Consider the following 22,835-nt stretch of genomic DNA (forward strand, 5'->3'; position numbering starts at 1 on the left):
ATATCTACCAAAATGGAATTATCGTGCAGTTCCGACTATTTAGCAGACGCTAATGTTATTAAATTTTCATTCCTAAGGAAGTTAAAGCTATAGCTTGGGGTGAGTTAAATCCAGGAGAAGCTATCCTACTGCAAATGCCATTTGAAAGAAATTATATTCTTAGTCATGAAACCTTTGAAAAAATATGTTATTTACTAAGCCTTGACTTTAGTAATTGCGAGCTACACAAAAATCTCATGTCACGCGGAGGTCATCCTGGGGGAAGCATTTCAGTAATAGTAGACGGAAGGCCTATTTCAGCAATAGCTTGGTATGAAATACCACAAGGTAAATTAAATCTTTTCAAGGTGGATGGGCAGTGGTATGCCATTAGCCTTGTGGCTCGTAAAACAGTTTCTACGGAAACCAGGGAAAGGAAGACGGGTAGTTATCTGCATCCAGATCCGAGAAGGGAAATACTTTGGCACTATTTTGATTTGTCTGGACGTAAATACTCTTTACCCTTGAAGTTTCCAAACACGCTTTAAGTTTGACTAGCTGGTGAACGAGATTTCGGTTTCGTTTTCACTACCATATCCCTAACTTTCCCAGATGATATTGCAAGGGCGATCGCCCTTAACCGAAAAAATCAAATCCCAGACTTTTCAAACTTCTCAAACTCCCAGAAGTCGGGGATTTCCTCTTCTATTCACAAAAAATCAAATCCCAGACTTCTAAATTCATCCGTGTTCTTCCCTTATTTCAGTTCAACATTTACCGTAGCAGACATCCCCGGTGCAATTCGCGATTCATAGCCTTTAATGCTTTCGGCATCAAACACAACTTTTACCGGAATTCGCTGCACAACTTTGGTGAAATTGCCAGTAGCATTATCGGGAGGCAATAAGGAGAATTGAGCGCCAGAAGCAGGGGAGAAACTATCGAGATGACCTTCAAATTGACGGCTACCAAAAGCATCTAATTTGATTTCAACTTTTTGGCCTGGTTTCATGTTTGCCAGTTGCGTTTCTTTGAAGTTGGCAACTACCCACAAATCGTTACTGACGATCGCCATTAACGGAGTTCCCGGCTGCACCCGCTGCCCGACTTCAACCGATTTGCGGCCGATTTGTCCCGCGGCGGGAGCAGTGATATTCGTGTAGGAAAGTTGCAGTTGAGCGTCTTTAACCGCGGCTTCCGATTGCCCGATCGCAGCTTTAGCAGCATCATACTGCGATCGGCTGACTTTAGTTTGTTCGCCAGTAGCTTCAGCTTGTTGCAATCCACCCTTTGACGCAGCAAGTTTAGCTTCGGCGGTGCTGATACCTTCTTGCGCTAGGGCGACTTTAGCTTGAGCGCTGGCGACGCCGACTTGGGCGCGCGCTACTTGAGATTGAGCTTGTTTTACCCCTTCTTGAGCTTGGGCTACTGCTGCTTGGGCTTCGGTTACGCCTTCTTTGGCTTGAGCTAAGCGCGCTCTGGCTTGGGCAATTCCTTGTTGGGCTGCGGTGGTTTGGCCTCGGGCTACTTCGTAGGCGGCTCTGGCTGTATCTAGCTGCTGGCGGGCGATCGCACCTTCAGACTGCAAGCTTTCGTACCGTCTATAATCTGCTTGCGTCTTGACGAGGTTGGCTTGGGCTTGTGCTAGCTGAGCTTGCGCTGCGGCAATGCCTGCTTCGGCTTCCGTCACTTTGGCTTGGGCTTGAGGAATGCCGGCTTGAGCTTGGGCGACTTTGGCTTGGGCGGCGGGTACGCCGGCTTCGGCTTCAGCAACGGTAGCTTCTGCTGCGGGTACGCCTTGCTGGGCTTCTCTGAGTGCTGCTTGGGCGGTGGAAATCGCAGCGTTTGCACCGCTGATATCTCCTTGGGCTTGGGCTGTTTTGCCTTGGCTGGTTTGAGAGGCTAGGGAAATATTGGCTTCGGCTGCTTCGGCTTGGCGGCGGGCGTTTTCTAAGGCTGCTTGGGCTTGTTGGACTTTAACTTGGTAGTCGCGGGGGTCGAGTTTGATCAGCAGTTGTCCGGGTTTTACTTGTTGGTTGTCTTGTACCAAGACTTCGCCGACAGTACCGTTGACGCGGCTGCTGATTTGGTGGATGTGTCCGGCTACTGTAGCGTTTTCGGTTTCTTGGTGGATGGAGGCGTATTGCCAGTAGCGGTAGCCGAAGCTGCCTGCTGCGATCGCCCCTATGCCCAGCGCTGCTAATATCAACGCTTTCGGGGCTTTTTTCTTGGGTGTTGCAGCCGTCGGCAGGGGTGCTTGGAGTTCTGTTTCTGCGCCTGTTTTGACATCGGCGGGGGCGCTGATTTCTGTTTCTGGGGCGGGCGTTACGGGTAGGCTTTTAGCTATGGTGTCGTCGATCGGCTTTTCTAATACGGCGACTGCTTTGCCGTTACCGTTGAATTCTGCTGGGTTGGTTTCGTTTGTGCCTTTCATGATATTTGACTCCTGATACTTTAGTAAGATGTCGTTTGTTTAGGGTGCGTAGTTTTAATTTAGTAAGACGGCTTTTTTTAAGAGTGCGTAGTATTTTGCTGTTATTTGTAATGTAGTGGAGGTAGATGCTGCTGCACTTCACTCAAAAGATTGATTTGTCGGTTTAGGAGAGATTGAGGATCGCGATATCGATCAGTTGAGAAAACAGTTCTGTATCGGCCTCTGAAATGCCATCGACAGCTCGATCTCTGATTTTAGCTACCAGCGGGGGCAATACCTCTTGCAGTTCCGTGCCGGAGTCTGTCAGCCAAATGCGCCATATACGGCGATCGCGGGTGTCTCTCTCCCGGCGGACTAGGCCTCTTTCTTCCATGCGATCGAGCACGCCTGTCAGCGTCCCGCCTACCTGTTGCAGTTTGTCGCCAATGCTGGAAGTCGGCAAACCGTCTTCTTGCCACAAGCAGCACAGTACCAGCCAGTGAAAAGGTGTCAATCCAAAGGGTTCAAGTACCTCTTGCAGCCTGCGACTGCTTAGCTGTGCCAGAAGTTTGAGCCGGTAGCCCAGGCTGTGCGGGGCGAGAACGTCGTGCCACTGAGCTAGATTTATGCGATCGACAGTGGATGTAATAACCATAGGTTTATTAGTTAGCGTTCGTATTATTAGAGTAGGATATTTTTTTTGTGTTGTCAAGGGGGCGCAAGCAGATTTTTTGAGGCCGGCAGCTATGCTAAAACCGGGAATCCCCCTGGGACTTAAGTCCCAGACTAAAAGCTGAAATCGGTTGAAACCGACTAAAAAATTCAAGCTTAACTGATGGGATGCTCGATCGTTCGATCGAGACTGCCACTGCTGTTTAGTCCACTTAAAGTAGACTTTAGCTGTAAGCCAGGAACTTAAGTCCCTGGCGGACTCGCAGGTACACTCGCAGACTGTGGCGCTGCAGAGGATGTGTAGCTTTCCATAGGATTATCGATCGCACTCTGACCATCACCCGAGTGCCGGATGTCCGCCCTGCGAGGTGTGTTTACATTTCTTAATTTTTCTTAAACTAGAAAGGGTAAATCTAGTTTGCGATCAGAATTTATGTTGCTTCCAGCCGACAAACGCACCAAGTTAGACGACACCGACGACAATTTGTTCTATTCCTATCCCCGGTTTGTGACTCATGTAGACGATGGATTTATTCAGCAACTAACGGATTTATATCGGGAACGGCTGAAACCGAATACTCGGATTTTTGATATGATGAGCAGTTGGGTTTCTCACTTCCCCGACGAGATGCAATTTGCCCATGTTGAAGGGCACGGCATGAATGAAGAGGAGTTGGCAAAAAATCGCAGACTAAATCATTATTTTGTGCAGAATTTGAACGCAAATCCCAAATTGCCGCTGCCGGATGCAGAGTTTGACGCGGTTGTCAACTGCGTTTCGGTACAGTATTTGCAACAGCCAGATGCGATTTTTGCCGAGATTCACCGGATATTGAAGCCAGGTGGCGTAGCAATTGTGAGCTTTTCCAACCGGATGTTTTATCAAAAGGCGATCGCGGCTTGGCGGGAAGGTTCGGAGGGCGATCGGGTAGAATTAGTCAAGAGTTACTTTGATTCTGTAAAAGGAGCGAATATACCCGGATTTAGCAAGCCGGAAGTAATAGTTCGCAAGCCTAACTTGCCGAGTTTTATGCAAATGCTGCGAATAGGAAGCGGCGATCCTTTTTATGCGGTAGTTGCTTACCGCCAAAGTTAATTTTTTTTTGCAGTAAGGACTTTAGATGGAGATTGAAAGCACTAAAGTCCTTACTAAAAACCAATCGAAAGCTACACTCTTTAGGTTAGGATATATTTAATATTTGCTCCTAAAATATGGAAAACCTACTTTGGCAGCGCATCACACTAGATCCAAATATCTGTCACGGAAAACCATGTATTCGCGGTCTCCGATATCCAGTCGAGTTAATTTTTGAATTACTAAGTTCTGGTATGAATGCTAAAGAAATTATAGATGACTATGAAGATTTACAACAGGAGGATATTCTAGCTGCTTTGCTATGTGCAGCGCGGCTGACTCAAGAGAAAAGCATATACTGAGTAGGGTAGTTCATCAGTAATCATAAAGTAGGGTAACACCTTGATATGAAACCATACCAGCAAATAGCGATCGACGAATGCGGCGAACCTTTAGTCCCCATTCCAGCAGAACATTTTGCCTTTGAAATCCCGCACCCTTATCAAAACTTGGGTGCTCCCTATCACAACAGCAAAGCAAATTCGCCTTACTATTTGCGGCAAGGAGTTGTAGATAGTTTAATCGCAGCTCAAACTGAGCTACAGCAAAATTATCAAAATTGGAAAATTCTGATATTTGACGCTTATCGGCCGGTGGAAGTCCAGCAATTTATGGTAGATTATACTTTTAATCAAATTGCCCTAGCTCAAGGCTGCGAATTTCCAGTTTCCGAAGACAAACGCCAAGTAATTATAGAACACGTATATCAATTTTGGGCAGTACCGAGCCTCGATCGTGCGACACCTCCCCCTCACAGTACAGGTGCAGCTTTAGATGTAACTTTAGCGGATCAAAATAATCGGCAAATTGATATGGGTTCTCCGATTGATGAAATATCAGAACGTTCTTATCCAGATTATTTTGCTAACAGCAATTACCCACAAGAACAGCAATATCACCGTCACAGGCAAATCTTAAAAAATGCGATGATAAATGCGGGTTTTCAGCAGCATCCTAACGAATGGTGGCATTTTTGTCTGGGCGATCAGATGTGGGCTTGGTTGACAAATCAAAACAATAGTGGTAATCAATTGATTGCCCGATACGGCCGCTATTAAAACGGTACGCGATTAAATCTGGACTGGCGCACTCGCAACCTTGAGAAACCGGGTTTATTGACAAAAAACCTCAGCTTTTAGGTGCTTTCTTCGGCAAGAAACCTGGTTCCTCACACTCTATGCGTCCAAGACTATAAAAGCTCGATCGGCATAAATCATTTGTATCATCAGACACGGCAACTATTGCCAGCGGGGTAGCGGTGCTTTAAAATCAACAAGAGCGAACAAGTGCCGGCAAATCAAGCCAGCACCGCAAACCCTAAAGGATAACTCAGAGTTCACCCAATGAAAGCACTCATCCTCTCTGGCGGCAAAGGAACACGCTTGCGTCCCCTCACCTATACGGGTGCTAAGCAATTGGTTCCTGTAGCAAATAAGCCGATACTGTGGTACGGAATTGAAGGAATTGTGGCGGCTGGGATTACGGATATTGGGATTATTATTAGTCCCGAAACCGGGGAAGAGGTGAAGACGAAAACAGGAGATGGATCTCGCTTCGGTGCAAAAATTACTTATATCTTGCAAGCAGAGCCGGCGGGCCTCGCTCACGCGGTGAAAGTTGCTAGACCATTTTTGGGCGATTCTCCGTTTATTATGTATTTGGGAGATAACTTAATTGAGAATCAGCTAGATCCGTTTTTAGAAATTTTTAACAAGCAAAAACTAGACGCTCTAATTTTGCTGCGTCCCGTTCCCAATCCCTCTGCTTTCGGTGTGGCAAAAGTTGATGAGAAAGGAAGAGTTTTGGAGTTAGTAGAAAAACCACAAGTTCCGCCATCGAATTTAGCACTGGTGGGGATTTACTTTTTTGCTCCTACTATTCACGAGGCGATCGATCAAATTCAACCCTCGGCCCGTGGCGAACTGGAAATTACAGACGCTATTCAACAGCTCATGAATCAGGAAAAACAGGTAGAAGCCTGCAATTTAGAGGGTTGGTGGCTGGATACGGGGAAAAAAGACGATTTGCTGAGTGCAAACCAAATCATTTTAGATAGCCGTATCGTAGCTTCAACTGAATTAAAAGTAGACGCAAAAAGTCAAATTATCGGACGAGTCCAAATAGGCGAAGGAACGGAAATCATTAATTCTACAGTTCGCGGGCCGGTAGTAATTGGGGAAAATTGCCGCATTGAAAATTGCTTTATTGGGCCTTACAGCAGTATTGCCGATCGCGTGACGATGATTGATGCTGACATCGAACACAGTGTAATATTGCAAGGGGCAAAAATAGTTGGCATTCACCAGCGAATTGTTGACAGCGTGATCGGGCAGCGAGCTCAACTCACTAATGCACCGGCTCGTCCAAAAGCTCTGCGGTTTATGATTGGTGATGACAGTCAAATCGAGTTATAGCAATCCTTGCAGGAGTCGTAAACTTTTTACTCCACCCCAACCCTCCCCTTGGTAAGGGGAGGGAGTAAGAAATTCACAAATGATTTAGGATTGCTATAGCTTAAATTGAGATATTCCCAATATCGGAAGCAATAATCCTGATTTAGCAAGAGATAAATTGTTTTGTGGGGAATAGGGGTTGGGCATCCTGCCCGCCCTTGAACAGGCTTTCCGGCCTGTTCCACAATTAATTACAATTATTCACACAGCAAAGCTGCCTGTTCACAATTAGTTACACTGATTGCAACAGCAAAGATGCCTGTTCCATAATTAAGTCATAGTAAGTTATCTCAAGGAGAGGAAAGTTTGGAGTACGAAGAAATACCAACTCAACAGATAATACATAAATTGCGGCAAACTTTGGATCCGCGAATTGGTATAGCTGAGCCGTCGCTGTTGGGAACAGAAAATAGTGCGATCGCCCAAAATGAAGATGACGAAGACATCGCCCTTTTAAAGGCGGGTTTCGACATTTATAACATACCAATTACCTCTTACCAAAGACGACTGGGTTCGGCAGTAATTGCAGTTAGAAAAATAGTCCGAAAATTGCTCAGACCCGTACTCGAACGACAAGTAATTTACAATTTCGCTAATACCCGCGTCGTTCAAACATTGAGCATTCAATTGCAAAAATTGCAAGAAAATCAACAAAGTTTAGAGAAAAAAATTCAATCCGAATTCAGCAGCGGATCTCCCGAAGTTACAGCACAGCTTGAGTCTCAACAAAATGCGATCGCAACTTTTCAGTCTGAAATAGAGCAAATTAAAGCAGTGCAGCAGCAACATACTGCTATTTTAGAGAAGATTACCGCTCAATTGCTCGATCGACAACAATAAAGCATCAAAGATGACCCAAAATAATTTGGTCACAAGGCCCCAGATTTATTCGCGAGAGCAATGCTTCAATGCTTCAATCAAAAATCTAAAATAATTCAATTCCTCAATCTAAAATCCCCAATTCCAAATCGAAAATTCCTCGATAATTCAATTTTTGAATCGAAAATTATTCAATCCCAAATCGAAAATCTAAAATTCTTCAATCCTTCAATTACTCAATCTAAAATCTAAAATCTAAAATCTAAAATCGAATGACTGCACTGCCAATATGCTCGTTAATTATAGTCAACTATAACGGTCTGCGCCACACGAAAGATTGCTTAAAATCTCTACAAAAACTTGCGTATCCCGAATCGCAGCTAGATTTAATTGTAATTGATAATTGTTCTCAAGACGATTCCGTTAATTCCCTGCGCGAACTATTTCCAAAAGTTCGCATTTTTGTCAACTCCGCCAACAACTTTGCGAAAGCCCTCAACCTCGGCATCAGCGAAGCGAAAGGGCAATATATCGCCTTTCTAAATAACGATGCCACCCTTGACAGTCGCTGGTTAGAGATTCTTGTAAAACGGCTAGAAACTAATAAAGAAGTAGGTGCGACTAGCGGCAAATTGCTGTTTAAAGACGGGCGGATTAACAGCGCTGGCATTCAGCAATTACCTAATTTTTATTGGCAAGATGTCGGCTTTGGCGAAAAAGATGCGGGACAGTACGATACAGAACGGGAAGTCGAAGGGCTTTGTTGGGCGGCGGTGCTTTTCCGGAGGGAATGTCTGGAAGATGTGGGGCCGATAGATGAAGATTTTGTGATGTATTTTGAGGATGTAGAGTTTGCCAAACGCTGTCACAAACGCGGTTGGAAAATGCTTTATACTCCCGCCGCTATAGCCCATCACGAGTATCGGGGTTCCAGTAAAGGCAGCAAACTTACCGAGTATTTCTGCAACCGCAATCGGTTTCTTTATTTGGCAAAACACGAACCTTTGCAATTAGTCAAAGGAATTCATACTTCAGATTTTTTTACTAACAAGCAGTACGATTTGCTGTTCGAGAGTTTATTTGTAGCGATTAAAAAACTGCTAGATTATCAGAAACCAGAAATAATTGAAACTGTAATCCCGCAGTTGTCGGAAAAGTTGGCGGTGATTTACAGTCGCCTGAAGGTCGATCGCATTTTTTCTCGATTACAGGTGGTTCGGGGCGATCGCAAAATGTCGATCGCCATTTACGATCACGGGCTGCATTTTATTGGTGGCGGTCAAAAATACGTCGCTACCATCGCCTCGCTACTACAAAATGAATTTGACATTACTTTTATCGCCAACAAAGCAGTTGCTGTTTCCGACTTAGAATCGTGGTACGGACTCAACCTTTCAGGGTGCAAAATTAAAATTATGCCCTTGGCGTTTTACGAGAAACGCGGAATGCAGTGCATCGATTCCAGCATCATTGTGGAGGATATGGAAAATCCCTTTGATGAAATTGCCAGAGAAAGCAAAAACTACGATATTTTTATCAACGCAAACCAACTGGAAAAAGTGCAACCATTGTCGCCAATCTCAGTATTTTTCTGCCACTTTCCCAATACTTTCCGCAACCGTCACTTTGCAGTCGATGATTACACTTTCATTATTGCCAACAGTCAATTTACAGTTAAGTGGTTGGAGAAACGCTGGAACTTAAAGCCCACTTTTCTGCTTTATCCCCCGGTGGAAATGGCAACAGTTAAAGTGCCGAAAGAAAACATAATTTTGGCTGTGGGACAGTTTGAAGCTGGGGGAACAAAAAAGCAAATTGAACTAATTAAAGCTTTCCGCCGTTTGCTAGCAGATTATCCCGAAGAACTTCAAGGATGGCGGCTAATTTTAGCCGGCAGCAGCATTCCCCGCAATCCTTATTTAAAGACGGTTCAGAATTTATTGAAGCAAGATTCAAGGGCGATCGAGCTAAAAGTCAATGCTGACTTCAATGAGGTAAAATCGCTTTATGCTAGAGCAAGTATATTTTGGCACGGCTGCGGTTTGGGTGAAGTCAATCCTCAAAGATTTGAGCATTTCGGGATGGCGACTGTAGAAGCAATGCAAAATAGTTGTGCTCCGATTGTTTTCAACGGTGGCGGCCAACCGGAAATTGTCGAAAATGGGCGATCGGGCTTTTTGTTCAATACCGTTGAGGAACTGTGCCAGCATTCACATCAACTAATTGTTAATCCCGATTTGCTAGCAGAACTTCAAGCAGGTGCACAGCAGCGCAGTCAGAACTTTAGACTTGCACGTTTCGATAAAAAAGTCAAGAGTTTTTTTGAGATTATTTACCAAGAATATGCTACAATTCGGCTGCCAAATCCTGCCGATATAGCTCAAATGCTCGATCGAACTTAAAGGCTAATTAAGTAGTCCACCAGGGGTTAAAATCCTTAGCCCAAAGCTAAAGTCCTCTTGCATAGGACTAATATCAAAGTCAATTTTATTACCGTTTTCTTCAGTCCGCGCAGGCGGACTTTGTATGTGTAATCGCGACTTTCAGTCGCCGGATATCTAAAATCATGTCTAATTCACTGTTAATCAATTTATCCTTTTTAACTCCCGAACCAACTGGAATCGGGACTTATGCCACTAATATTTTCCCAGAACTGCAACAGCTAAAACCAACATTACTTGTTTCCCAGCCCATTGAAAATTATACTTGCTATCAAATTCCCGAAACTCTGACACCGAATCGCGGCCCGAAAGGACAAATTGACAGGCTGCGGTGGACTCAATTCAATTTGCCAAAAATTTACCATAAATTGCAGTCAACCCTGATATTTTCCCCAATTCCAGAAGCACCTTTGTATTCCCGATGCCGCTACATTGTCACTGTTCACGATTTAATCCCTTTGCGATTTCCCCAACGGTTTTCTCGCTTAACAGCTTATTTTCGCTACTACATACCGCAGGTTTTGCGACAAGCAGAACATATTATTTGCGATTCTCAAGCAACGGCGGCAGATGTTGCTAACTTTTTCCAAATTCCGCCTAAAAAGATGACCGCAATTCCCCTAGCTTGCGATAATATTAATTTTAGATATCTCGACTTGCCAACCAAAAATTATTTTCTTTATACCGGCAGACACGATCCTTATAAAAACTTAGAAAGATTAATTGCTGCATTTGCGAGTTTGCCCGATCGCGCAAATTGCGAATTGTGGCTAGCAGGGCCTCCCAATGCCTACACGCCGCAGTTGACAGCAAAAGTTGAACAATTGGGTTTACAATCTTTGGTAAAGTTTCTCGGTTACGTTCCCTATTCTCAATTGCCCGTACTGATGAATCAGGCGATCGCCCTAGTTTTCCCTACACTTTGGGAAGGATTCGGCTTACCAATTTTAGAAGCAATGGCTTGCGGCACACCCGTCATCGCATCCAACCTGTCATCGATGCCAGAAGTAGCCGGAGATGCCGCATTATTAGTCAATCCTTACAGCGTCGGAGAAATAGCCGAAGCCATGCAAACAGTAGCCACAGATTCAAAAGTGCGATCGAACTTAAAAACTGCGAGTTTAGCCAGATCATCTCAATTTAGCTGGAACAAAACCGGAACAGCAACCGCCAACATCTTACAGCAATATCTTTAAATATTCCCTCTCTTCCTTTCTCTTCTCTGCACCCTCTGCGGTTAAACTCACATCTTGCAGCATTGTCAGCAACAGGCAAGATGCCTGTTCCACAAGAAAATTTATCTTTTGTGGAACAGGCATCTTGCCTGTTCATAAAAGGCTAATTGAGAATAGTCCAATATCTCAGGTTAAATAAAAAAACTTCCACCCTAAAACCGCAATCTACATATTATCTCATGCCCAATCCCCAATCCAACCTGCTCATCAACCTCTCCTTCCTAATTTCCAAACCAACCGGCTTAGCCATCTACGCTAAAAACCTATTTCCCCACCTAAAATCCCTCAATCCAACATTACTAACAGCCGAAAATTTTCCCAATAACAAATGCTACCAAATCCCCCCAAACCTAACACCAGAACAAGGAACCAAAGGACACATCAACCGATTGGTGTGGACACAAACCCAACTCCCAAAAATTTACAAACAGCTAAAATCTAACCTGTTATTTTCCCCAATTCCCGAAGCTCCTCTATTTACAGGTTGCCGCTATATAATTACAGTACATGACTTGATAGCGCTGCGATTTCCCCGCCGCTTCGATCCTCTGACACCTTACCACCGCTACTACATTCCCCAAGTGCTGCGGCAGGCTCAACACGTCATCTGCGACTCAGAATCAACTGCCAACGATATCGCTAATTTTTGCAAAATTCCTACTAATTTAATTACGCCAATTTTCCCCGGATATGATACCAGTTTTTTCCGTTTTTTAGACTTACCAACCAGCAATTATTTTCTTTATATCGGCCGCCACAATCCCTATAAAAACGTGCAGCGAGTTGTAGCAGCGTTTGCTGCTTTGGCTGATAATTCCGAGTACGAATTGTGGATAGCAGGTTCGGAAGACAAACGCTATACGCCACTGCTGAAGGCGCAGGTTCAAGAATTGGGATTGTTCGATCGAGTAAAATTCTTAGACTACATTCCCGCGGCCGACTTGCCCAAAGTCATCAACCATGCGATCGCCCTGGTTTTCCCCAGTCTTTGGGAAGGATTCGGCCTCCCCGTACTCGAAGCAATGGCCTGCGGCACTCCTGTCATCACCTCTAACCTGTCTTCAATGCCGGAAGTGGCGGGGGGTGCAGCATTATTAGTCAACCCCTACAGCGTCGAGGAAATTGCCTCTGCTATGCAAGAGCTTGCAGTGGATTCCAAAGTTCGATCGCACTTGCGGGAGCTCGGTTTAGCCAGAGCAAAACAATTTAGCTGGGAAAAAACAGGCCTGGAAACTGCTGCTATTCTCGATCGATATATCTAATTTTTCTATTCTGACATCACAGAGAATCGTATTGAGGGTGCGATCGCATTTAGGGTGCGATCGCTACCGGTGTCAGCAGACATCTGGGAAATAGAAGCTACACGCCCGATCTCATGTCTGGCAAATTAACAGCAATTAAGCTCGGGGACGGGTTTTGTAGAGGCGGGTTCGCCAATATCTACGATTCATATCCAGGGTATTTGTCAACCCGCCCTTCCCGCCCATTTAGGCAAAATTCGCCCTTTTACTTGTTGATACCCAACTGATCGCCGCGCTTGTACTGCTGATAAGCAGCAAAAAACAGCCCCGCCAGAGTAACAAAGATTAGACCCAGAACAATACCTGAAAGCAGCGGTTCTACCATGAGATCTCCTTAACGTTAAGATTTAACAACCTATTTTTAATATTACCAGCACTTACACAGATGAATTTTCCGAAAAACGCCCTTCCGGGAGTATTAGATCTTGCTCTCCCTGCTGCGAACGATTAAGCTATGTTATGAGAAATAAATTTTCTTGTAGATACTATTTTTAATTGAACTCCTTTGAATAACCAACTTGCCAGGAATGAAATTAAAAACCCGATCGAGCGACTTGCCATATTTGCGCTAGCGGTGTTGCTTGCCATCTTCTTGGCGACGATCGCAATTCGTCACTTTCAAGTCGCAGATCCTTACGTCAAAAGCGTACTATCCCTCACTGGCAATCCGTTTCAGGGTTCCGCCATCTTTCAAATGAACTGTGCGGGGTGTCACATATCCGTTTCAGACAGTCAAGTCGGGCCCAACTTGCACGGAGTGTCCGAGCGAAAATCCGAATTCGCTCTGATCCGGCAAGTCACGAGCGGGCAAACCCCACCAATGCCCCAGTTTCAGCCGAGTCCGCAAGAAATGGCAGACTTGCTGAAGTATCTCGAACAACTTTGAACCAAAGGAGGGGAGGAAATATGGTTCCCCTGCTCCCCATTGTCCAGGCAAGAGTAGGGTGCGCGCCCTGCGCACCCTACTGTGGAATGCGGACTAAACCAGCAAGGTAAAACTCTGAGCCGATAACTGGCTCGGCTGCACGCCCGCCACTACAGCCAAAATCTCGTTGCTGCCGGCGATTCCGATCGCAGTTGAGCCATTAGTTTCGCTCAATGACAGTTGATTGAAGTCCAAGCCTCCCACCAACACGAGCGAATCAACTCCTTGCGTGAAGTTGATAATGGTGTCAATTCCCCCGCCCGCTGCCAAGGCAAAGCCATTCCTGCCACCGCCGACTAGAGTATCGCTACCAAAGCCGCCAAAGAGCAAGTTATCGCCGATATCACCAAAGAGCAAATCATCCCCGCTGCCGCCAATTAAGGTATTGTTACCGTCGCGGCCGCATAGAGTGTCATTGCCTTGATCGCCAATTAGCACGTCGTCGCCGCCTCCTCCCAAAATTACGTCCTCGGCTTTGCCGCCGTACAATACGTCATTGCCTTCGTCGCCAGAGATCGAGTCGTTGCCGCGATTGCCATAAATCGTATCGTTAGCGCGATCGCCAAAAATCAGGTCAAAGCCTTTGCCGCCGAAGAGAGTATCGCTATCGATGCCTCCGTAGATAGTATCGTTGGCTGTATTGCCATTGATGTAGTCGCCGCCCCCTCGACCAAAGATCAAATCGTTGCCGCTCAACCCGAAGATAGAGTCACTGTCGGCACTACCCACGATCGTATCGTCGCCGTTAGGGCCGTTGATCACATTACCCGCCGCTGAAGGAATGCCGGGCTCATTGGGAGTAGCGATCCTCGGGAAGTTCTCAGGGCAAACCAAATCTGTCGGTACAGGTGCAGGTGTCGGCGTCGGTACAGGGGCAGGTGTCGGCGTCGGTGCAGGTGTCGGCGTCGGCGTCGGTACAGGTGCAGGCGTCGGTACAGGTGCAGGCGTCGGTGTCGGTTCAGGCGTCGGTACAGGCGCCGGTGCAGGTGCAGGCGTCGGTGCAGGCGATGTCGGCGGTGTCGGTGCAGGCGTCGGTCCAGGTGTCGGCGTCGGTACAGGTGCAGGCGTCGGGAAGTTCCCGAAGTTGATGCCGCTGACAATAGCGCCTGAAGTTAGGTCGATGTCGGCGGGGTCGGGGGTGCTTTGGGTAAACCCAGTTTGGTTGACTTCCCGGACGCGGTAGGTTCCCGGCGTTAGGTTCGCGAACAGGTAGTTGCCGCTGTTGTCTGTGGTAGTAGTAACAGGAGCAGGAGCAGGAGCAGTTCCAGCTACGACATTGGTTAACTGAATTTGGAAATTCGGTAAACCCGGTTCTCCAGCCTCCTGAGTGCCATTGTTGTTGCTGTCTCGGAACTTCAGACCTCGGATCGTACCCGGTTGGGGCAGGAAGTTGCCGAAGTCAATGCCCGTGATGTTAGCTCCACCTGTTACCGTAACGGGGGCGGGGTTGGGGGTCGTCTGCGTCCAGCCATTTTGCTGGACTTCCCTTATCTGGAAAGTACCTGCGGGTATGTCCTTGAGAGTGTAGTTGCCTGTGGCATCGGTGATGGTAGTGAGTTCGCCCTGCTGAAACAATCCATCCGGAGTGATACTGTCGAGGAATATTTGCCAGTTACCTAGCCCCAATTCTCCGGCATCCTTAACGCCGTTGTTGTTGAGGTCATTGAATTTTTGACCGCTGATGGTACTCGACTGGAAGTTGCCGAAGTTGATATTAGCGATGTCTTGACCGCTGGTGACAGTGATGTCCGCCGGATCGGGGGTACTTTGCGTCCAAGTAGGCTGCAAGACTTCCCGCACTTTGTAGGTTCCTGCTGACAAATCGAGGAATTTGTAGTTGCCGGCGGCATCGGTGAGGGTGTTCGGTTCCCCGGTGTCGAGAGTACCGTTATCGTTGGTATCGAGGAAGAATTGCCAGTTGAGTAGTCCTGTTTCTGCTGGCGCATCTTGGATGCCATTTGTGTTGAGGTCATTGAACTTCAGACCACTAATCGAGTTGGGCCTGAAGTTGCCGAAGTTGTTGTTTTGGGAGTCGGTGCCGCTGGTGACGGCGATCGTAAACGCACCGGAAAGAGTAGGCGTGGCTGCATTGACGGGGGGCACAGTTTGCGTCCAGCCAGTTTGTGGCACTTCCCGCACTGTATAAGTGCCGGCTGGCAAGTTGGTGAACTGGTAGTTACCGGCGACATCGGTGACGGTGGCGTTGGTGCCTGTTTCGGCTGGTACTGCCTCTTGCACGCCGTTGTTGTTGGCATCCAAGTAAATTGTCCAGCCTCCTAGCGGTGGTTCTGCTGGGGCATCTTGAATGCCATTTTTGTTGAGATCGTTAAATTTGAGCCCGCCGATTTTGCCCAACTGGAAGTTGCCAAAGTCTTGAGCCGTAATGTTTGTGCCGCTGACCGGGTTAATTGTATAAAAAACCGGGCCGGCGGTTTGTGAGAAACCCGTCGGTACGTCTTCTCTCACAAAGTGCCGTCCGGAGCCGACGTTGGCAAAGCTATACGTCCCAGCAGCCGCTGGCGCTGTCCCGGTAACTTGAGAGGCGATTTCCGCATCACCCGTATCTAAAGTGCTGTTATCGTTAGTATCTTTGAACAAGCGAACGGTAGTGCCGTTGAGGGGGGTGTCGTCAGCAGTGAAGCCGTCGCCTGTGAGGTCGGTGAATTTGGTGCCGCTGACGGTGATGCTTTGGAAAATGCCGAAGTTTTGACCCGTAACGGCAGTACCGCTTTGGGCGCTAACGAGAATTGCGGCAGCGGGGAAAGAGATGCTGGAGTTGGCTGGAGGAGTGGCTTGTATCAGGTAATTGCCGGGGCCGATATCGGAGAATGTGTAATCTCCGGCTCCCGCAGTGGTTTGTGCAGTGCCGACAACAGTATCTGTGCCGACTTCTAGCGTGCCGTTGGCATTGGTGTCTTTGTATAAGTTAACGGTGATGCCGTTTAATACGGTGTCGGTGGGATCTAAGACGGCGTTCCCCGCAAGATCGGTGTAGGTTTTGCCCGCGATCGATGTCAGTTGGAAGTTGCCGAAATTGGCACCGGTGACATTAACAATACCCGTATTTGCCGGAGTCGGGCCGACAGTCTGCACCCAAGCAGTCGCAGGCGTTCCAGCGGGCGGCGCTTCTGTAATCGGAGTAGCTGTTTTTACGTCGCGGATGATGTAAGTGCCGTCGGCTGCGGTAGTAGCGCTCTTCGTGCCTACAGAAATCACCCAGCCCGGGAGACCTGGTTCAGTCGCTGCGGCACCTTGCAGGCTATCCCCGTTAAGGTCGTTGAATTTAAGGCCTGTGACGATCGGGCCGTATTCATAAGCACCGATATCAACATTAGCGCCGATCGTCCGGGGAAAGCCAGCACCCCGCTGGTCAGTTGCCCCCGCAGCGGCTGCGGCTGCGGCATCCCCAGTATCGATCGCCGGATTAGGAGTCGCGGTGCTGTCAGCCAAAGCATAAGTCACGGGAACGCCTGTAGCCTCGTTCAATCCTGCAGCAGGTGCGATCACATTTCCTATAGGAACTGTCAGTTGCTGGGCGACAGGTAAATTGCTGCCAGCAACATTCCCGATCAAATTGTTGATACTGGTGGCGGCGAAAGATGTCCCGAACACGTCAGGATTCGCGCCGCCCAAATTCCCGGCGACGATCGAATTTCTGACATTCACAGTACCGCCGTTAGTAGCAATACCCCCGCCGACAGCAACAGCAGGAGCAGTAGCAGTAGCAGTGTTAGCAGTGATGGTGTTGTTAGTCAGAGTTGCAGTAGCGCCGCTGTTGACAAAAATCGCGGCCCCCGCGCCCTGGCCCGGTGCAGCCCCCGCACCACCAGCAGCACCTCCCGTTGCTGTGTTGCTGAACAAAGTGCTGTTGTTCAGGGTCAAACTGCCTGTATTAACAAAAATTGCGCCTCCCAAACCAGCACCGCCACCGCCACCGGTTGGGCTGCCGGCGCCACCTGGGGTGAAAGCTCCGACGGTCGTGCTGGCTCCGCCTACTGTACCGCTGCCGCCACCTCCACCGAAGCCGCCGACACCGCCGTTGCCACCAGCACCTGCGACACTGCCGGTACCGCCAGCGCCGCCACCGCCGCCACCGCCGCCGAATCCGGCAGCGCCGCCAGCACCACCAACGCCGCCACCGCCGGCAGTGCCGGTACCTGCGACACCGCCGATACCGCCGATACCGCCACCACCGCCACCGCCACCCAACAAGCCACCAGCGCCGCCAGCGCCGCCAGCGCCGCCAACTCCGCCATTAGTACCGCCCGGTGTACCGCTGCCACCAACCCCTCCCGCGCCACCAATTCCGCCGTTAAGACCAGTTCCTGGCAATCCGCCACTGCCAGCGCCACCACTGCCACCCGGGCCGCCGGGCCCACCTGCAGCGCCGTTATTTACCAACCCGGTGAGGCCAGTTTGACCGGGGCCGCCTGCGGAAACGAAGGGAAACAGGCCTGCAAAATCTGTGTTGCCACCAGGGCCTGCTGCCGCAGGAGCTACGGGGGCCACGCTGCCAGCGCCCCCCGTAGCGCTGTTGCCAGTAAAGGTCACGCTGTCAACTGTGACAGTACCGCTGTTGATAAATAGTGCGCCGCCCATGCCGGCTGCACCGCCACCGCCGCCCGTACCGGCACCGCCTGTAGATATGCCGCCGGTAATTGTCAGGTTGGAAAATGTGACTGGGGTAGTGGCGCTGTCGATGAAGAAGCCCCGGTTATTGCCGAGATTTAGGGTGAAACCGCCGCCGGTAAAGGTGATGGGGGTGGAAATCCTAGGCAGAACTTGTCCGGGAGCGAAGCTGATGTTGCCGGTGATGGGAATCGTGTCTGCATTGGGCAAAGCGTTAGCCAGAGTTATCGCATCTCGCAGTTCGCCAAATGTGGCGACTAAAACTGCGCTGTAAGCTTCCCTCGCCTCAGCAGAAAATGCCAAAGGTGTTTCTATGTTGCCCGTAGTTACTTCGAGTTCCCAGTCTCCACCCAACGCAGCATTCCCCGTCAAGTTGTCGGAAGCGGCAATATTTGCTCCGGTGAGCTGGCTCAGCCTTTGGACGAAGGCGACACCTGCTTCTCCTGCAGCGACGTTGCAGCCGTAAAGTAGAATTTCGGGTTTAGCAGTAATTAGAGAGTTAGAGTTTGCCTCGGCTGCTGGCAAAGCAAACCATGTTTCTAAATAATTTCGATAGCTTTCAATGTTGCTGAGATTTAGTTCTGTCGTTCCCAGTTGCAAGCTGGCTGCTGCGCCGTGAGACAAAATGTGGACGGCTGCAATATTTTTCCGCTGTTTAAGTGTTTCGGCTATTTGCTCGATGCCGTCGCGATCGGCTTTGAGAATAACAATTTCTGTATCGGGATTTGCGGTTTCTGTTAAACTTTCGCAATCTTTAACTTGTGAATCTGCAAAAACAATCTGGTGTTTCTGTTCTTTATAGAGTTCCACGATCAAATTCTCCTGGTAAACACACATCAAATTCATAGCACAAACCAACCGCAGCAGCGATAGATCTTTTTCCGGTGCGGATGAGAGTCGATCGCCCCTAACTTTCACCTAACTTAACTTTCACCTAAATTGAATATTGACAAAAACTTTTTTTTATGCACCCCTAGCCTAACTGAGTTAGTTTGATGGTTGAGAAGTTTTAAAGGGGGATATTGTTCCGGCTGTTACCAAAAATGTTGAAGAAAACTTGCGCGCTGTTTTCCGATCTACCAGGTAGAGATGGATACAATACCAGGTTTTACAAAAATTGTCAATCTAATAATTAACTGATGGCGATCGAGATTTGTTAGTCAAGAGTCATCAGTCACGGTTATTAGCTATAAGAGGACTTGCATTCCTCACTAGAAAGCCGATCGCGGTTATTTTACAGGAATAGATATGACTGATAAAAGCTGACTCATGACTAAAATTCCTGGAGACTATTAGACTCAATAAACCGGGAAGAGGAAATAAAATTCTGCGTGTCAGTCCAGAATCTTAACTCCTCTTCCCGGTTTCTGCGTCCAAGATTGACTAATTACCAAGTTTCTTCATCGGGTTTATTTGAATTGCTCCAGATTTCCACATCTAAATCATTGAGATAAATCAGAGCACTTTCAATCTGTTTACTGGTACCGTTAAGTTCCAAGTCAAACCAACCGTCTTCTAAAGTTTTGACACCCAAGAAAGCAGCATTAAAATTAACCGTCAAACCGTATTCAGAAATCAGGTGAGAAATCACTGGTTCCTGATGGTACTCTTTAGGCACACGAATGCGAATGCGGGTTTGAGTTGGTCTGCTGTCGCCACTGTCAGATTTGGGAATATCTGATTCTTGGGTTTTGTGAAAATCGTCGCTCGCCTCAAATTCAGCTTCGCTAGAGTTGTGAGCTAACATTTCAGCCTCCTAATGTTTACTGTTTTCAGGGATGAGGTGCACCGTGCGAACCTACCGCCCTAATGACTAATAACCAATGACTAAGGACTAATGACTATTATTCAACTTCTTTAATGCTAGTTTTTCGTTCTAAAATCTCCTTAAGTACAAGGGTAATAACTCCTAAAAAGCCTAGAATTACCGCCGCTGAAAATGCGGCTTGCGTCGCATACTGCTTGTAAGCATCCTCTACAAACAAAGGCAAAGTTTGCGTTTTTTTAGCAATATTTCCCGATACCACAGAGACTGCTCCAAATTCTCCCATTGCTCTAGCATTGGTCAAAATTACCCCGTAAAGCAATCCCCAGCGAATACTGGGAAGCGTGACATTCCAGAAAATTTGCCAGTCATTTGCTCCCAAAGTTTTCGCCGCTTCTTCTTGATCTGTTCCCACTTCTTCCAAAACAGGAATTACTTCGCGGGCAACAAAAGGCAAGGTAACAAAAGCAGTAGCCAGCACCATTCCCGGGAAGGCAAAAATAACCTTGATATTGGCCGCCTCCAGCCACGGCCCGAACCATCCCACCCGACCGTAAAGCAGTACAATCATTAAACCTGCAACTACGGGAGATATGGCAAACGGCACGTCTAAAATGCTGATTAATAGCGTGCGCCCCCGAAATTTATTGCGACCAATTACCCAGGCTGCGCACAAACCGAATACTGTATTTACAGGCACAACTATCAGAGAAATCACCAAGGTAAGTTGCGCTGCGTGCAGAAAATCGGGCGAGGTTAAGTTAGAAAAAAAGGGTTCAAATCCTTTTCTGAAAGCTTGGTAAAAAACGTTGAGCATGGGGATAAATAAGACGAGAGCAAGATAGCCGCTCGCAATTCCGATTAAAGTTGGTTTTACCCAGGCTTTCTCCTGACTCGGACTAGAACCCGCAGGCGGAAATTTGTAATCAGCGGGTGAATTGATGTTATTAGCCGTCATAGCGTCTTCTCCATGCTTGTAAGAGATTAATTGCAAACAGCATTGTCAGCGAAATACCTAACAGGATAGTGCCGATAACTGTTGCTCCTGCATAGTCGTACTGTTCCAATCTTTGAAAAATTAATACGGGCGCGATTAAATCTTTGAAGGGTATGTTAGAAGCTACAATTACAGTAGAGCCATACTCGCCAACCGCTCGCGAAAATCCGAGGGCAACGCCGGTTAAAATAGACGGGAACAGTGGCGGTAAAACTACTCGCCAGAAGGTTTGAAATTGAGAAGCACCCAAGCACCAAGCTGCTTCTTCGATGTCTTTTTCCATTTCGTTTAAAACTGGCTGTACAGTCCGCACGATAAAGGGCAAGGAAATAAAGATCATCGCTATTCCTACGCCCAAGCGAGTAAATGAGATCTTGATTCCCAAGGGTGCAAACAGCCCGCCGATCCAGCCGTTATCGCTGTAAACTGTGGCGAGAGTTAAACCGGCGACGGAGGTGGGCAGTGCAAAAGGTAAATCGACTGCTGCATCGACAACCCGTTTTAAGGGAAAGTCGTAGCGGACTAATACCCAGGCAATTAATGTGCCGAATACTCCGTTAATTAATGCCGCCATTAATGCCGTAAAGAAGGTCACATCGTAGGCGGAAAGGGCGATCGGACTGGTGGCAATTGCCCAAAATTCGGCGGGGTTTGCTGTGCTGGCTTTCAGCAGCATTGCTGCAACTGGGAGCAATAGCATTAAGCTGAGGTAGCCTAGGGTGATTCCCCAAGGTAATGTGATTTTGCCGATCGCCCTTTTGATATTTTCGATCGGAGACTCAGGGTTGCTGGTTGGAGATGATACAGCCATAAGTGAAGAGTTTTGAGTTGTCAATAATAGTGAATCTTTTAAAGCCCCGACAACTTCGGGGAAGGCGGGGCTCTGCGCAGTCTGTTTTTTTACTGTTTAATTGAACCTTGGATTTTGTCAAAAACAGCTCCGTCATCGAAGAATTTCTGCTGAATATCTCCCCAACCTCCTAAGTCTTGAGCTGTAAATAGGGTTTTGATGGGGGCATATTTTTTGACAAATTCTGGTTCCGCCGCTACTGTCGCATCTACTGGGCGGAAGCCTACTTTGGCAAATTCTCGCTGAGCTTCTGGGGTGTAGAGAAACTTGACAAATGCTTCGGCGACTTCGCGAGTACCGTGCTTATCAACGTTTTTATCGACAATGGCAATCGGATTGTCGATCGAAACATTGACTTCGGGAATACTATAAGTCGGTTTTTCGCCTTTCTCACCTGCCAGAAGAATCTCGTTTTCGTAGTTAATTAAGGCGTCGCCTTGCCCTTGTTTGAAAAATACATCAGTGGCTTCGCGGGCATCTTTAGTCAGAATCGGGACGTTTTTGTAGACTTTGCTAGTAAAGTCTAATGCTTTCGTTTCGTCTCCTCCGGTTTTAACAACCGAGCCCCAAAGTGCGAGGAAATTCCAACGGGCAACGCCTGATGTTTTAGGATCGGCAGTAATCACTTTTACTCCGTCTTTGCTTAAATCTTCCCAGGTGTTGATGCCTTTGGGATTGCCTTCGCGGGTGACTATTGCTCCTACGGATTTGCTGACTATGCCTTCGTTGGGGACTTCTTTTTCCCACCCAGGTTGAATTAGTCCGGCTTTTTCAATTTTTGCAGTGTCGAGGGCGAGGGCTAGGTGTACGATGTCTGCTTCTAAACCGTCAATTACAGCCCGAGTTTGGGAACCGGAACCGCCGTAGCTTTGGTTGAAGGTGACGGTTTGACCCTTTTCTTTTTGCCATTGTTCTATGAATTTGGGAATTATCGCTTCGTGGGCGGCTTTAGTGACGGCGAATGATACTAGGGTTAATTCTACGTTGCCTTTGTTGGCTGCTGGGCTAGCACCGCCTGGAGTGGCTGCGGGGTTGTTGGTGGTTCCCTGGCCGCAGGATGCAACGGCCAGACTTAAGGTTATTCCCACTAAAAATAGCGACACAAATCTTTTCAGTCCAGTTAATGATTGATTTGTGCTGACTGATGGCTGTTGCGACCAGTGAAGGTGTTGAGTTAGGCGTTGCCACGGACTCATTATATTTATTCCTCTAGTGAAAGTA

The 22,835-nt window shown here is 47.7% G+C and carries 19 protein-coding genes; 10 read left to right on the forward strand and 9 right to left on the reverse strand.

Annotation, left to right across the window (positions count from 1 at the left end; translation table 11 throughout):
- Nucleotides 1-134: 134 nt before the first annotated feature.
- Complete coding sequence (locus QUA20_RS26400) at nt 135-527, forward strand: hypothetical protein (protein ID WP_333192613.1); 393 nt, start codon at nt 135-137, stop codon at nt 525-527.
- A 209-nt stretch (nt 528-736) separates the two neighbouring features.
- Here the strand turns inward: QUA20_RS26400 and QUA20_RS26405 are convergent, their stop codons facing one another.
- Nucleotides 737-2,413: an HlyD family efflux transporter periplasmic adaptor subunit gene (locus QUA20_RS26405; RefSeq protein WP_333192616.1), complete on the reverse strand. Its 1,677-nt coding sequence runs from the start codon at nt 2,411-2,413 to the stop codon at nt 737-739.
- 163 nt (nt 2,414-2,576) lie between these two features.
- Complete coding sequence (locus QUA20_RS26410; protein WP_333192617.1) at nt 2,577-3,047, reverse strand: MarR family transcriptional regulator; 471 nt, start codon at nt 3,045-3,047, stop codon at nt 2,577-2,579.
- A 450-nt stretch (nt 3,048-3,497) separates the two neighbouring features.
- On the opposite strand from QUA20_RS26410, the gene QUA20_RS26415 reads away from it, so the two are divergent.
- The 7 genes from QUA20_RS26415 (at nt 3,498) to QUA20_RS26445 (ending at nt 11,108) form a co-directional block, all read left to right on the forward strand.
- Nucleotides 3,498-4,160: a class I SAM-dependent methyltransferase gene (locus tag QUA20_RS26415; RefSeq protein ID WP_333192618.1), complete on the forward strand. Its 663-nt coding sequence runs from the start codon at nt 3,498-3,500 to the stop codon at nt 4,158-4,160.
- A gap of 116 nt (nt 4,161-4,276) precedes the next feature.
- On the forward strand, nt 4,277-4,501 hold the full coding sequence (locus QUA20_RS26420; RefSeq protein WP_333192620.1) for a DUF433 domain-containing protein: 225 nt from the start codon (nt 4,277-4,279) through the stop codon (nt 4,499-4,501).
- A 45-nt stretch (nt 4,502-4,546) separates the two neighbouring features.
- Complete coding sequence (locus tag QUA20_RS26425; protein ID WP_333192623.1) at nt 4,547-5,257, forward strand: M15 family metallopeptidase; 711 nt, start codon at nt 4,547-4,549, stop codon at nt 5,255-5,257.
- 285 nt (nt 5,258-5,542) lie between these two features.
- Nucleotides 5,543-6,613: a glucose-1-phosphate thymidylyltransferase gene (locus QUA20_RS26430; RefSeq protein ID WP_333192626.1), complete on the forward strand. Its 1,071-nt coding sequence runs from the start codon at nt 5,543-5,545 to the stop codon at nt 6,611-6,613.
- 345 nt (nt 6,614-6,958) lie between these two features.
- A complete protein-coding gene (locus QUA20_RS26435; RefSeq protein ID WP_333192627.1) occupies nt 6,959-7,492 on the forward strand; it encodes a hypothetical protein in 534 nt (177 codons plus the stop codon).
- A gap of 251 nt (nt 7,493-7,743) precedes the next feature.
- Nucleotides 7,744-9,873, forward strand: a complete 2,130-nt coding sequence (locus tag QUA20_RS26440) for a glycosyltransferase (RefSeq protein WP_333192630.1) — start codon at nt 7,744-7,746, stop codon at nt 9,871-9,873.
- Nucleotides 9,874-10,037: 164 nt separating this feature from the next.
- The gene (locus QUA20_RS26445) at nt 10,038-11,108 is read left to right on the forward strand and encodes a glycosyltransferase family 1 protein (RefSeq protein ID WP_333192633.1); all 1,071 of its coding nucleotides are present in this window, start codon (nt 10,038-10,040) and stop codon (nt 11,106-11,108) included.
- Here the strand turns inward: QUA20_RS26445 and QUA20_RS26450 are convergent.
- Nucleotides 11,091-11,231 (reverse strand): hypothetical protein, encoded by a 141-nt coding sequence (locus tag QUA20_RS26450; RefSeq protein WP_333192635.1) that lies wholly within the window; start codon nt 11,229-11,231, stop codon nt 11,091-11,093. The genes QUA20_RS26445 and QUA20_RS26450 overlap by 18 nt on opposite strands.
- Before the next feature lie 95 nt (nt 11,232-11,326).
- On the opposite strand from QUA20_RS26450, the gene QUA20_RS26455 reads away from it, so the two are divergent.
- Nucleotides 11,327-12,409 carry a glycosyltransferase family 1 protein gene (locus QUA20_RS26455; RefSeq protein ID WP_333192638.1) on the forward strand — a complete coding sequence of 361 codons (1,083 nt, stop codon included), beginning with the start codon at nt 11,327-11,329 and terminating at the stop codon, nt 12,407-12,409.
- Nucleotides 12,410-12,653: 244 nt separating this feature from the next.
- Here QUA20_RS26455 and petG read toward each other — a convergent pair whose 3' ends face one another.
- Nucleotides 12,654-12,773 carry a cytochrome b6-f complex subunit V gene (petG, locus tag QUA20_RS26460; protein ID WP_006632329.1) on the reverse strand — a complete coding sequence of 40 codons (120 nt, stop codon included), beginning with the start codon at nt 12,771-12,773 and terminating at the stop codon, nt 12,654-12,656.
- Nucleotides 12,774-12,953: 180 nt separating this feature from the next.
- Here petG and QUA20_RS26465 point away from each other — a divergent pair, with 180 nt between their 5' ends.
- Nucleotides 12,954-13,334 carry a c-type cytochrome gene (locus QUA20_RS26465; protein ID WP_172184354.1) on the forward strand — a complete coding sequence of 127 codons (381 nt, stop codon included), beginning with the start codon at nt 12,954-12,956 and terminating at the stop codon, nt 13,332-13,334.
- 93 nt (nt 13,335-13,427) lie between these two features.
- Here the strand turns inward: QUA20_RS26465 and QUA20_RS26470 are convergent, their stop codons facing one another.
- The 5 genes from QUA20_RS26470 to QUA20_RS26490 all read right to left on the reverse strand — a co-directional run bounded on the left by QUA20_RS26470 (nt 13,428) and on the right by QUA20_RS26490 (nt 22,810).
- On the reverse strand, nt 13,428-18,812 hold the full coding sequence (locus tag QUA20_RS26470; RefSeq protein ID WP_333192642.1) for a DUF4347 domain-containing protein: 5,385 nt from the start codon (nt 18,810-18,812) through the stop codon (nt 13,428-13,430).
- Nucleotides 18,813-19,389: 577 nt separating this feature from the next.
- Nucleotides 19,390-19,749, reverse strand: coding sequence for an NIL domain-containing protein (locus QUA20_RS26475; protein WP_333192643.1), 360 nt, complete (start codon nt 19,747-19,749; stop codon nt 19,390-19,392).
- Between the two features lie 97 nt (nt 19,750-19,846).
- A complete protein-coding gene (gene cysW / locus QUA20_RS26480) occupies nt 19,847-20,725 on the reverse strand; it encodes a sulfate ABC transporter permease subunit CysW (protein WP_333192645.1) in 879 nt (292 codons plus the stop codon).
- Nucleotides 20,715-21,575 carry a sulfate ABC transporter permease subunit CysT gene (cysT, locus tag QUA20_RS26485; protein ID WP_333192646.1) on the reverse strand — a complete coding sequence of 287 codons (861 nt, stop codon included), beginning with the start codon at nt 21,573-21,575 and terminating at the stop codon, nt 20,715-20,717. The genes cysW and cysT overlap by 11 nt, the downstream gene beginning before the upstream one ends.
- An 89-nt stretch (nt 21,576-21,664) precedes the next feature.
- On the reverse strand, nt 21,665-22,810 hold the full coding sequence (locus QUA20_RS26490; protein WP_333192648.1) for a sulfate ABC transporter substrate-binding protein: 1,146 nt from the start codon (nt 22,808-22,810) through the stop codon (nt 21,665-21,667).
- Nucleotides 22,811-22,835 lie beyond the last annotated feature (25 nt).

The sequence above is a fragment of the Microcoleus sp. Pol7_A1 genome (assembly GCF_036701085.1).
Classification (GTDB): domain Bacteria; phylum Cyanobacteriota; class Cyanobacteriia; order Cyanobacteriales; family Microcoleaceae; genus Microcoleus; species Microcoleus asticus.

Coding starts and splice junctions, on each gene's coding strand:
- QUA20_RS26420 (WP_333192620.1), top strand. CDS start 4,277: ATGGAAAACCTACTTTGGCAGCGCATCACACTAGATCCAAATATCTGT.
- QUA20_RS26415 (WP_333192618.1), top strand. CDS start 3,498: ATGTTGCTTCCAGCCGACAAACGCACCAAGTTAGACGACACCGACGAC.
- QUA20_RS26400 (WP_333192613.1), top strand. CDS start 135: ATGCCATTTGAAAGAAATTATATTCTTAGTCATGAAACCTTTGAAAAA.
- QUA20_RS26405 (WP_333192616.1), bottom strand. CDS start 2,413: ATGAAAGGCACAAACGAAACCAACCCAGCAGAATTCAACGGTAACGGC.
- cysW (WP_333192645.1), bottom strand. CDS start 20,725: ATGACGGCTAATAACATCAATTCACCCGCTGATTACAAATTTCCGCCT.
- QUA20_RS26455 (WP_333192638.1), top strand. CDS start 11,327: ATGCCCAATCCCCAATCCAACCTGCTCATCAACCTCTCCTTCCTAATT.
- QUA20_RS26450 (WP_333192635.1), bottom strand. CDS start 11,231: ATGCCTGTTCCACAAAAGATAAATTTTCTTGTGGAACAGGCATCTTGC.
- QUA20_RS26410 (WP_333192617.1), bottom strand. CDS start 3,047: ATGGTTATTACATCCACTGTCGATCGCATAAATCTAGCTCAGTGGCAC.
- QUA20_RS26445 (WP_333192633.1), top strand. CDS start 10,038: ATGTCTAATTCACTGTTAATCAATTTATCCTTTTTAACTCCCGAACCA.
- petG (WP_006632329.1), bottom strand. CDS start 12,773: ATGGTAGAACCGCTGCTTTCAGGTATTGTTCTGGGTCTAATCTTTGTT.
- QUA20_RS26490 (WP_333192648.1), bottom strand. CDS start 22,810: ATGAGTCCGTGGCAACGCCTAACTCAACACCTTCACTGGTCGCAACAG.
- QUA20_RS26425 (WP_333192623.1), top strand. CDS start 4,547: ATGAAACCATACCAGCAAATAGCGATCGACGAATGCGGCGAACCTTTA.
- cysT (WP_333192646.1), bottom strand. CDS start 21,575: ATGGCTGTATCATCTCCAACCAGCAACCCTGAGTCTCCGATCGAAAAT.
- QUA20_RS26475 (WP_333192643.1), bottom strand. CDS start 19,749: ATGTTAGCTCACAACTCTAGCGAAGCTGAATTTGAGGCGAGCGACGAT.
- QUA20_RS26440 (WP_333192630.1), top strand. CDS start 7,744: ATGACTGCACTGCCAATATGCTCGTTAATTATAGTCAACTATAACGGT.
- QUA20_RS26430 (WP_333192626.1), top strand. CDS start 5,543: ATGAAAGCACTCATCCTCTCTGGCGGCAAAGGAACACGCTTGCGTCCC.